The sequence below is a fragment of the Paenisporosarcina sp. TG-14 genome, assembly GCF_000297555.1.
Classification (GTDB): domain Bacteria; phylum Bacillota; class Bacilli; order Bacillales_A; family Planococcaceae; genus Paenisporosarcina; species Paenisporosarcina antarctica.
Genome location: NZ_AMGD01000030.1, coordinates 14,142 through 25,430, shown reverse-complemented (window position 1 = coordinate 25,430; position 11,289 = coordinate 14,142). Strand labels below are relative to the sequence as shown.

Below are 11,289 nucleotides of genomic sequence, written 5' to 3'. Positions count from 1 at the left end.
TTGGATTTATTTGATGTGACTCTCGTAAATTCGATTAATGTAAAGTTTCCCCTTTTTAAAAACCGCAATTTTTCTCTCAGTGGAAGTGAATTTTGCTCATTGATCTATCTTTGTTTATTAGTGGATTGTACATTAAAAAACCGTTCTCTAGGGTGGATGCTTTCATTTGAAACGCTTTTTTAACTTTATTATTAAAACTATATTGTTATCACTTGATTATATATTAACAGGTGAATGATTGAAGTGGAAGGCGGCGACTCCGGCGGGAAAAGCGAGACAGACGAGACCCCGCAGGAAGCGCAAGCGACGAGGAGGCTCGACGCTCGCCCCGCGGAAAGCGTCCGCCTGAAACGGAAATCACCTTTACTAGGGTGAAGGTTTTCTTTGTGACTTCTAGGTTGTATCCAAAACGAATTGGTATGAATTGACCCGGAAATCATAATCGCAGTTTCAACATAAATCCAAACCATTTGACAAGTGATAAAATACATGTTAAATTTATCTTGAATTAAAGATAAATGAATTCGAGATAAATTGGAAGAAGGGAAACGAATGGTATCAACTACTAATAAATTAAAAGCAGTTACAGTTATACTTCGTGCCTCTCAAGCAATTCAAGAAGTGATTAAAAAAGATGCAGCCACATATGGATTAAATCAAACCGAATTCGCTGTATTAGAATTGCTGTACCATAAAGGAGACCAACCGATACAAAGTATTGGGAAGAAGATTCTTATTTCAAGTGGTAGCATTACGTATGTAGTAGATAAGCTTGAGCACAAGAATTTTGCTATTCGTAAAGCATGTCCAGATGATCGTCGTGTGACATTTGCTGCTATAACGAGTGATGGGAAGGAATTTATGGATCGAATTTTCCCTCAGCATGAAACGAAAATTAATGAAATCTTTGAACAGTTAGCAGATAAAGATATTAATGACATGATTGAATTACTTAAACGAGTTGGACATCATGCAGAAACGGTATAAATTTTTTTAGGTAATATCTTTAATTCGAGATATTGATATTGAGGATAAATTATAGGAGGAAAATTAATGAATCATTTAAAAGGAATTCACCATGTAACAGCTATTACAAGCAGTGCAGAAAAGAACTACGAATTTTTCACATATGTATTGGGTATGCGTTTAGTGAAGAAAACAGTCAACCAAGATGATATTAAAACGTATCATTTATTCTTTGCAGATGACAAAGGAAACGCTGGAACGGATATGACGTTCTTTGATTTCCCAAACACACCAAAGGGGACGCATGGTACAAATGAGATTTCAAAAACATCATTTCGAGTGCCAACTGATACAGCACTTGCCTATTGGGTAAAACGTTTTGACCGATTAGAAGTTAAACATACGGGTATTGAAGAACAGTTTGGTAAAAAGACATTGTCATTCGTGGATTTTGACGATCAACAATATCAAATGATTTCTGATGAGTTCAATAAAGGTGTCGCTTCTGGTACACCTTGGCAAAAAGGACCGATTCCATTAGAATTTGCCATTACGGGTTTAGGACCGATTTTCATACGTATTGCTGATGTGAATTACTTTAAACAAATGTTAGAAAAAGTCATGTTGTTTAAAGAAGTTGCTGCAGAAGGATCTTATCACTTATTTGAAGCGGGAGAGGGCGGAAACGGAGCGCAGATTATCGTTGAGCATAATGAAGCAATGTCAAATGGTCAACAAGGCTTCGGCACAGTTCACCATGTTGCTTTCAGAGTAGAAGACAGAGCGGTATTAGATGAGTGGACAAATAGACTTGAGACTTTTGGTTTCCAAACATCTGGTTATGTGAATCGTCACTTCTTTGAATCACTTTATACACGCGTGACACCACAAATATTATTTGAATTTGCAACGGATGGTCCAGGGTTTATGGGTGATGAACCATATGAAACAATGGGTGAAAAGCTATCTTTACCACCATTTTTAGAGCCGAAGCGTGTGCAAATTGAAAAGCTTGTTCGACCAATTGATACGGTAAGAAGCACAAAAGAACTAACAAAAAAATATGAATAATGAGGGATTAAAATGAGTTTATTAAAAAAAGTTTTTGGATTAGACAATAAAACACTAGAAAAAGGAGGAAATGATATGTTGAAAATAGGGATTGTTTTAGGCAGTACACGTGAAGGAAGAGTTAGTCCACAAGTAGGTGCATGGGTGAAAGAACTAGCAGACAAACGCGGAGACGCTGATTATCAAATTATCGACATCGCGGATTTCAAATTACCACTATTAGGTGAAGTGGGTGGAGATGCATCAGGTGCGGCAGATTGGTCAGCGCAAATTAATGGCTGTGATGGATTTGTATTTATCGTCCAAGAATATAACCACTCGATCACTGGAGCTTTAAAAAATGCTTTGGATTACTTACGCGTTGAGTGGAATAATAAAGCAGCGGGTATTGTATCATATGGTTCAGTAGGCGGAGCTCGTGCAACAGAACATTTAAGAGGTATTTTAAGTGAATTAAGCGTAGCACATGTGCGCGTTCATCCAGCCTTATCATTATTCACTGACTTCGAAAACGGTTCAGTATTTAAACCAGCAGATGTGCAAATAGATTCAGTAAACCAAATGTTAGACCAAGTAATTCCTTGGACAACTGCATTAAAAACGCTTCGTCCGTAAATTTTATTCGAAATTGAACCTAGTAGTTAGTTCATGTTGCTAGCTTAAACTTAAAAGAACCGTGTATTCGCTACTTGACTGATAGAGGAAGGAACTGATGAAATTGATTTCAATTGATCCAAAGCAAAATAGTGAGCGGGATAATTATAAATTAATGATAGGTTCTATCATTCCAAGACCAATCGCATTCGTCACGACGCAATCAGACGATGGGGTCTTGAATGGTGCACCGTTTAGTTACTTTAATATTGTTTCATCAAATCCTCCAATGATTTCAATAACGGTACAGCGACCTAAAGGACGAATGAAAGATACTGCTAACAATATAAATAATAATCATGAATTTGTTGTGCATATAGTAGATGATGAAAATGTCGCAAAGATTAACGAAACATCAGCGAGCTTACCGGCTGATGAAAGTGAAATTGAATTGGCAAAGCTAACAGCTATTCAAAGTACACATGTATCGGTACCCGGAATTAAAGAGTCTAAGATCCGTATGGAATGTAAGCTCGTACAAGCGATCCCTTTAGGAGGGAAAGCCGAGCCGAGCTGTGATTTATTCATAGGGGAAATTCTTCAATTTCATATTGATAAAGAGATTTACAAAGATGGCCGAATTGATCCAAGAGCTTTAAATGCAGTCAGTCGCTTAGCTGGCACAGATTATGCGACGATTGGCGACATTTTTTCGATTGATAGACCGCAGTAGACGGTTGAAAGGAGAGAAATAATAAATGGAACATGTTTTTAAACAAGGTGCAGATTCAACAAAACCTGTTTTATTGTTATTACACGGAACGGGCGGAAATGAGCAAGATTTATTACCTTTAGCTAATATTGTCGATAAAGAGGCTTCCGTATTAAGTGTTAGAGGCAATGTTTTAGAAAATGGGATGCCTAGATTTTTTAGAAGATTAGCAGAAGGTATTTTTGATGAGGAGGATTTAATTTTCCGCACAAATGAATTAAATGCTTTTTTAGATGAAGCGGCCGCAAAGTATGAATTTGATCGCGAAAACATTCTTGCTATTGGCTATTCAAATGGCGCAAATATTGCAGCAAGCCTGCTATTCCATTTTGACAATGCGATTAGAGGAGCCATTTTACATCATCCAATGGTGCCTAGACGAGGAATAGTGCTTCCTGATTTATCAGGAAAACACGTATTTATTACAGCTGGGAAAAACGATCCCATTTGTCCGCAACAAGAGTCAGTGGATCTTAAACAATTGCTAGAAGCTGCTCATGCAACAGTCAACATCCATTGGGAAAACCAAGGCCATCAATTAATAATGAGTGAAGTAGAAGCTGCAGAGAAATGGTATCAACAGTTATAAAAAAGTAGTATGACTTGGGTTTTCAAGTTTCAAGTGGTATTGAATTACAAAACCGAATAAAAGACGCCGACTAATGTGGTTTTGTCACATTAATCGGCGTCTTCTTGATTTCTTCTTTATTTGTATAATCAAATTGTCGCCAGTACTCTGTATTTAGCCATATTAATTGGTTCAAGGCGAGTAGAATTGTTAATGATAAAGAACAATTGGTACAAAAAAATTAAAAATCATGAGATGATATTAGGTAAGGGGTGAATCATTTGGAAAAAGTCTTACAAAATATACGTGTTAGCTTTGAGAAAAGTCCATTCTTTTCATATATGGGTTTTGAAATTATTGATTTTCAAGAAGATAAGGTTTTAATAAAGCTAGAAATAAATGATCATTTACTAAATGTAAATGAAACTTTGCATGGCGGTGTTCATGGAGCTATGTTGGATCAAGTTTTGGGAATGAAGACCCAAATTACAACAAAAGCTAAATGTGCAACTATTAATTTAAATATAAATTATCTTGCCCCTTCAACAGAAGGAACTATATTCGCCACAGCTAAAATAGTTCAACAAGGGTACCGAATTGTTACTGCAGAAGGCGAGATATACGATGAACAAGGGAAAACTTTAGCCAAAGCAATTGGCACATTTAAGTTATTTCGAGATTCATAAGAAAACCATCAGTTCTCAAAACCTTGTGATGCTAATCATTTTAATGGAAGATTCTATCTTTCATTAATTTAAAATTGATACGTATGGGTTTCGGGGGAGAGATGGACGCACACCCGACAATGGAACACCAACATAAAAAGAAACGAGAGATAGCCTTTGGCTACCACTCGTTTCTTTTGTTATTTATGTTAAAGTTTTGTCCGAAAACGACCTGGAATTCTCTTTTTTATTGCACTCAAATTCTGATAAATGATACTCATGTATATCAATCAATAGACAATAATTCGATTTGATTTTACATTTATGAATACAAATAGCAGACTAATACATTCCCGCATTTAGTCTAAAGGGATCTACATTTCTAAATTGTATGAAAATTCACACTGTTTGTAGTCAGGATTGACAATAGATATAACTTATAGAAGAGATTAGTATAAACCTAATAATTACAAAAAAATAACCATCAATGTTGGGAGGATAATATGACTAATACAAAACAATCAAAAGAAGGAAAAGACATGGAAATTGGTGATGTTTGGGAAGCGAGAAAACGAATTTCTGCTATTGTAAATAAAACACCATTAATTCAGTCTAATATTCTATCGGAAAAAATAGGTCGTCCTGTTTATTTAAAGCTTGAAAATGTTCATGAAGTTGGAGCATTCAAAATAAGAGGAGCAGCCAATAAAATCCTTAGCCTGAGTGAAGAAGAAAAAAGGCGTGGGGTTGTAACGTATTCAACTGGAAACCATGGTATGGCTGTAGCTTTTGTAGCGAAAAAACTTGGAATTGATGCTGTTGTATGCATTTCAAATCGAGTACCAAAAGCAAAAGTAGATTCATTAAAAAGGCTGGGAGCTCAAATTGTGGTAGTTGGTGATAGCCAAGATGCCGCAGGAGAGTATTGTTATAAGTTGGAAAGAGAGAAGGGATTAACGGTTATTCAGCCATTTGATGATCCTCATGTTATTGCAGGACAAGGAACAATTGGCTTGGAATTATTAGAGGATCTTCCTAATCTAACAGACGTGATTGTTCCTCTTTCAGGAGGTGGTCTACTCTCCGGAATTAGCTTGGCATTAAAATCTAATGATCGTGCTATTAGAGTAACTGGTGTTTCAATGGAACAATCAGCGGTCATGTATGAAAGTTTGAACGTTGGTAAACCAGTAGAGCTTGAAGAAAGCGAGACATTAGCAGATAGTTTATTAGGTGGAATTGGTCTTGATAATCAATACACGTTTAAAATGGTGCAACAATATATGGATGATGTCGTGCTTATTCCTGAAGAAGAGATTGCTTATAGTATGGCCTATATGATCGACAAACATAGAATTGTTATGGAAGGTGCAGCAGCAACAGGAATTGCGGCAGTTTTAGGTAATAATATTCCTCATCAAGAGGGGGATGTCGCTGTTATTATAAGTGGAAACAACGTTGACATTTCTACTCTGCTAAAGCTAATTCAAAAGTATACTCTGGAAAAGAAAGGGTGAGATTATGTCAAATGGTGTTGGTATGTTTAATGTGAGAATTGAGAGTGATTTTTTAGGGTCGAAGGAAGTGCCAATGCAAGCATATTATGGCATCTAAACAATACGTGCTGTTGAAAATTTCCCGATCACAGGCTATCGGATTCATGAGGAACTAATTAGAGCTTTAGTGATCGTGAAAAAAGCAGCAGCATTAGCGAATATGGATGTGAAACTTTTAAATGGAGGATTATGTCATCCAATTGTAAAAGCAGCAGACGAAATCATTGGAGGAAAATTGCACGAGTATTTTATCGTAGATCCCATCCAAGGTGGTGCTGGTACTTCAATGAATATGAATGTGAATGAGGTTATCGCTAATCGTGCTCTTGAATTACTTGGTAAAGAGAAAGGGGACTATAAGCTACTGAGTCCAAACAATCATGTAAATATGTCACAATCAACTAACGATGTTTTTCCAACTGCAATTCATATTGCAACTCTTAACCTACTAGAAAAACTACTTTATACAATGCAGCAGATGCTTGCAGTGTTTAAGAAAAAGGCACAACAATTCGATCATGTGATAAAGATGGGGAGAACACATCTTCAAGATGCGGTCCCTATTCGTCTTGGGCAAGAATTTGAAGCATATAGCCGTGTAGTAGGACGTGATATTAAGCGTATTAAGCAATCACGTCAACATTTATATGAAGTGAATATGGGAGCAACAGCTGTTGGAACCGGACTAAATGCCGATCCACATTATATCAAAAAGGTAATCAATCACTTGTCTGATATTAGTGGTCTGCCACTAACGGGAGCGGAACATTTAGTGGATGCGACACAAAATACGGATGCATATACTGAAGTTTCAGCTGCACTAAAGGTATGCATGATGAACATGTCCAAAATAGCAAATGATATTCGTTTAATGGCATCAGGTCCAAGAGCAGGACTTGGTGAGATCTTTTTGCCAGCTAGGCAGCCTGGTTCGTCGATTATGCCAGGAAAAGTAAACCCAGTCATGCCCGAGATGATTAATCAGGTTGCATTTCAAGTAATAGGTAACGATCATACAATTTGTTTGGCCTCTGAAGCTGGTCAGCTTGAGTTAAATGTGATGGAACCTGTACTTGTGTTTAATTTGTTACAGTCTATTAGCATCATGAATAATGCATTCAGTGTTTTTACAGAATACTGCCTTGTGGGTATAGAAGCAAATGAAGAACATTTAAAGAGTTATGTGGAAAAAAGCGTGGGAATTATTACAGCAGTTAATCCTCATATCGGCTATGAAGTGGCAGCAAGGATTGCAAGAGAAGCAATCATAAATGGAAAATCTGTTCGTGAATTATGCTTGCTTTACGACGTGTTAACAGAAGAAGAACTTGATCTTATTTTAAACCCATATGAAATGACAGAGCCAGGTATTTCTGGTGCTGCTCTTTTTGATAGTGAGAAAATAAACACTTTACATTTGATCAACTCCTAGTCATTGTAATAATATAACTATTGATTGGTAGTAGTTAAACGCTACCTCGATAAAGTTTTTAATAAGGATTTTTACCGTGTTAATCTTTAAGTGGTAGGAGTGGGGAATCATGATATTAACATTAGAGGATATTCTACATTACGAAAATCTTAAAAACGCAAGAATTATAACAGGTAAAAATGTTGAAAATGAGCGAAATATTCAATGGATTTCAGTAATTGAGATGCCTGTTGAAAATTTCGTCCGTAAAAATGAAGTAGTATTAACAACTGCTATTGGATGCAACAACGACGTTGAAATATTTGTAACGTTTGTACAAGATATTATAGACTCTGAAGCGACAGCGCTTATGATCGCGATGGGAAGACATATATTTGATATTCCTAGAGAGGTCATTGAATTGGCTGAGAAGCATGATTTCAAGATTATTGAAATTCCATGGGAAATCCGATTTTCCAGTATCGTTGAAGAGGTTATGAAAGATATTAACGATATTCAGTACAAAGAACGGGAAAAATCAGAGGAAGTACAGCAAGAGTTGTTAAAATTAATTCTACAAGATAAAGATCTTAATCATATCTCGAAATTTATTCAAAGGCACATTAATTGTACGATTGTTATTACTGACCGACTAGGATCTATTCAAGAAAAAAATGGTCAGACTCAAGCCTTTATTAAAAAGTGGGAGACCTATGTTCTGCAGGGAATCCTTCCTTTAAGAAAGGAGACAACCTTGGTAAGTCATGATCCAATGATACAGAAGTTCCAAATGGTTGAAATAGATGGTAAGTGTATACTTCAACTACCTGTGCTGCAAGTTTTAGGGGACGCACAAGGCTATATTTTTGTGATGTTACCTCCTAATACATCAGTGGACTCCTATTTAACACAGTATCACGTGAATGTATTGGAGCATGCAGCGACAACAGTAGCTCTATGGCTTTCAAGGAAAAATGCCATTGAGGCGACGAAAATAAGTTTACGAAGTGATTTTGTTCAAGAGTTAGCAAAAGGAGAGTTCGCTTCCTATGATCAGGCAAATTCAAGGGCGAAATTGCTCGGATATAATTTAAAACGCAAATATATTTCTATTGTAGGGTTTCCTGAAAACCTACAGTTGCTATTTGAGAAAAGAAAAAAAGATTATGATTCATTTGTCCATTGGCTTGAAAGCATGATTCATTATATTGAAGAAGAGATTTTTTATGCATCACAATCCATTAAACGAGAAGTAATGATGACGTATCAAGGAGAACAGCTTCTTATTTTTCTTGAAGTTCCTTCCAAAACAGAAAATGAAGGCGCAACGAACTTCCTAGATTTAGTAGAACGTCGTTTAGGAAATTTACTCCCTGAAGTTATTATATCTTGGGGTGTAGGGTGCTATTGCGAAGATTTTGAGGGATTTGCGGAAAGCTATCAAAATGCAAACGTTGCATTAAATATTGGAAGACGTAAAAAAGGAATAGGTCATCGTATGATGTATGAAAACACGCGGGTTGACCGTGTGCTCTTAAATCTTGCTCAAAATAATGAGATGAAAGAAGTCATTATGTCGACATTAGAACCACTCGTTCAATATGACGGCCAGAGTAATATGGATTTAATTAGTACATTTAGTGCATATAATCAGTATCATGGAAATGTTAGTCAAACGGCAAGGTCATTAAATTTACACAGACAGTCCTTGTTATATCGACTTAGGAAAATTGAGTCATTGACAGGCCTATCGCTTATTGATCCTGATGATTTATTTTTATTGGAATTGAGTATTAAAACTTGGAAAATGGGTGTCTCTGAAAAAATAACATAAGCAAGATATAATTAAAATAATAGGACCGGTATAAAATCCATTAAGTTAGAGGATTTGTATATCGGTCTTATTTTAATGTCTAAAAAGTAAAAACATTTTTCACATTCTGAACGACTAAGGTTTTCAAATCGTTTTTTACTTTATTTTAGTGTTTTCTCCTGAAAAGAAGGGTTTTGCAACACTATAACGCTTCTCGCATCGTCAAAAAGATATGGATTTAATGTTGAGCGATGGATCAGTTGTAATTATTGGATATTATGGAAGGCAACGTTCTAAAAATGCTTTTTCAGCAGCTACGATGATGTTATTAGGTTTTCAATGAAATATATTGATACTTATAAAATGTGGTCTTGAAAAATATTCTATACAGTTTCATTCCGAATTCATTGTATACGACTTTACACAATATTAAGGACTTTACTAAATATAGAATATAATTCTGACGGCTCGCTGATTCTAGAGGAATTGAAAAACTCTTCATGAATTAAAAAGCATCGCAAAACTAATAGCTAATTTGACTATAAACTTATTGAATATTCATACAATATTACGGATGATAGATTCCGAGCTCTTATACTATAATAAACTCACGGACTAATTATTCCGAAAATTTAATAAGCATTGATATATTAGGAAGGATGGTACCCATGTCATTTGGAACAATAGAGTATAAAGAGAGAGTTCGTAAAACGAAAGAAAGAATGGCATTACAAGGGGTTGAAGTATTACTTATTACAGATCCAGCTAATATGAACTATTTATCTGGTTATGATGGTTGGTCCTTCTATGTACATCAAATGTTAGTGATAATTAATGACGAAGATCAACCTATATGGATTGGAAGAACGCTGGATGCAAACGGAGCAAAATTAACAACATGGCTATACCATGAAAACATCATTCCTTATCCAGAAGATTATGTCCAATCTAATACAAAGCACCCTATGGACTTTGTAGCTGATATTTTAAAACAAATTGGTTTAGATACCCGTTCAGTCGGTGTTGAAATGGAAAATTATTATTTCACTGCAAAATGTTACGAACAGCTAAAAAAAGGGTTACCAAATGCTACGTTTAAGGATGCATCTCTTTTAGTAAACTGGGTTCGTATTGTGAAATCTAATCAAGAAATCGAGTATATAAAGCGTGCTGCGTTAATCGTAGAAAAAGCTATGATGGATGGAATTAATTTGATTAATGTAGGTGTTCGTGAATGTGATGTTGCAGCGAAAATATTACACACGCAAGTCACTGGAACAGCAGAGTTCGGCGGCGATTATCCGGCAATTATGCCAATGCTCCCGTCTGGCGAGAAAACCTCAACGCCTCATTTAACATGGACAGATGAACGCTATAAACAAGGTGATACAGTTATTTTAGAATTAGCAGGCTGTTATAAACGCTACCACTCACCACTTGCAAGAACAGTTAATATCGGACAGCCTTCCGATAAAATTAAAGCGCTTTCAGATGTTGTTGTCGAAGGGTTAAGCAGTTGTCTTGACATGATTAAGCCAGGTATCACATGTGAAGAAATTGAAGAAACTTGGAGAAAATCAATAGAGAGAAGTGGCATTATAAAAGAATCCCGTCTTGGTTATTCAATGGGGCTGAATTATCCTCCTGACTGGGGCGAACATACAGCAAGTATCCGTAAAGGAGACAAAACAATTCTTCAGCCGAATATGACATTCCATCTAATTCCTGGTATTTGGTTTGATCACTACGGATTTGAAGCGAGTGAATCCTTTAGAGTAACAGAAACTGGATGTGAAACTTTCGCAAATTTCCCAAGAGAGTTGTTTATTAAAGATGGAGTGTTAATGAAAAACTAGACTCCATAAAAGGAGAT

Annotated in this window: 9 protein-coding genes and 1 pseudogene; all 10 read left to right on the top strand. The window is 36.0% G+C overall.

All coding sequences use genetic code 11. The features are described 5' to 3' along the window. Positions 1-552: 552 nt before the first annotated feature. The 10 genes and pseudogenes from C406_RS0110565 (at position 553) to C406_RS0110515 (ending at position 11,272) form a co-directional block, all read left to right on the top strand. Positions 553-987: a MarR family winged helix-turn-helix transcriptional regulator gene (locus C406_RS0110565; RefSeq protein ID WP_017380591.1), complete on the top strand. Its 435-nt coding sequence runs from the start codon at positions 553-555 to the stop codon at positions 985-987. 66 nt (positions 988-1,053) lie between these two features. After that, positions 1,054-2,037 carry a ring-cleaving dioxygenase gene (locus C406_RS0110560; RefSeq protein ID WP_017380590.1) on the top strand — a complete coding sequence of 328 codons (984 nt, stop codon included), beginning with the start codon at positions 1,054-1,056 and terminating at the stop codon, positions 2,035-2,037. 75 nt (positions 2,038-2,112) lie between these two features. Next, the gene (locus C406_RS0110555) at positions 2,113-2,652 is read left to right on the top strand and encodes an NADPH-dependent FMN reductase (RefSeq protein ID WP_237740545.1); all 540 of its coding nucleotides are present in this window, start codon (positions 2,113-2,115) and stop codon (positions 2,650-2,652) included. Between the two features lie 103 nt (positions 2,653-2,755). Beyond that, entirely contained in the window at positions 2,756-3,364 is a 609-nt protein-coding gene (locus C406_RS0110550) for a flavin reductase family protein (protein ID WP_026045670.1), read from the top strand. A 25-nt stretch (positions 3,365-3,389) separates the two neighbouring features. After that, a complete protein-coding gene (locus tag C406_RS0110545; RefSeq protein ID WP_017380587.1) occupies positions 3,390-3,992 on the top strand; it encodes an alpha/beta hydrolase in 603 nt (200 codons plus the stop codon). Between the two features lie 260 nt (positions 3,993-4,252). Further along, positions 4,253-4,657: a PaaI family thioesterase gene (locus tag C406_RS0110540; RefSeq protein ID WP_017380586.1), complete on the top strand. Its 405-nt coding sequence runs from the start codon at positions 4,253-4,255 to the stop codon at positions 4,655-4,657. 482 nt (positions 4,658-5,139) lie between these two features. Beyond that, a complete protein-coding gene (eutB, locus tag C406_RS0110535; protein ID WP_017380585.1) occupies positions 5,140-6,153 on the top strand; it encodes a hydroxyectoine utilization dehydratase EutB in 1,014 nt (337 codons plus the stop codon). 22 nt (positions 6,154-6,175) lie between these two features. Then, positions 6,176-7,624: pseudogene (gene aspA, locus C406_RS19515) on the top strand (aspartate ammonia-lyase). A 109-nt stretch (positions 7,625-7,733) separates the two neighbouring features. Next, positions 7,734-9,437, top strand: coding sequence for a PucR family transcriptional regulator (locus tag C406_RS0110525; protein ID WP_017380582.1), 1,704 nt, complete (start codon positions 7,734-7,736; stop codon positions 9,435-9,437). Between the two features lie 647 nt (positions 9,438-10,084). Further along, the gene (locus tag C406_RS0110515; RefSeq protein ID WP_017380580.1) at positions 10,085-11,272 is read left to right on the top strand and encodes a M24 family metallopeptidase; all 1,188 of its coding nucleotides are present in this window, start codon (positions 10,085-10,087) and stop codon (positions 11,270-11,272) included. Positions 11,273-11,289 lie beyond the last annotated feature (17 nt).

Bases quoted from the DNA above. Each gene is read 5' to 3' on its own strand.
- C406_RS0110515 (WP_017380580.1), top strand. From the start codon at position 10,085: ATGTCATTTGGAACAATAGAGTATAAAGAGAGAGTTCGTAAAACGAAA.
- C406_RS0110555 (WP_237740545.1), top strand. From the start codon at position 2,113: ATGTTGAAAATAGGGATTGTTTTAGGCAGTACACGTGAAGGAAGAGTT.
- C406_RS0110525 (WP_017380582.1), top strand. From the start codon at position 7,734: ATGATATTAACATTAGAGGATATTCTACATTACGAAAATCTTAAAAAC.
- C406_RS0110545 (WP_017380587.1), top strand. From the start codon at position 3,390: ATGGAACATGTTTTTAAACAAGGTGCAGATTCAACAAAACCTGTTTTA.
- C406_RS0110565 (WP_017380591.1), top strand. From the start codon at position 553: ATGGTATCAACTACTAATAAATTAAAAGCAGTTACAGTTATACTTCGT.
- C406_RS0110560 (WP_017380590.1), top strand. From the start codon at position 1,054: ATGAATCATTTAAAAGGAATTCACCATGTAACAGCTATTACAAGCAGT.
- eutB (WP_017380585.1), top strand. From the start codon at position 5,140: ATGACTAATACAAAACAATCAAAAGAAGGAAAAGACATGGAAATTGGT.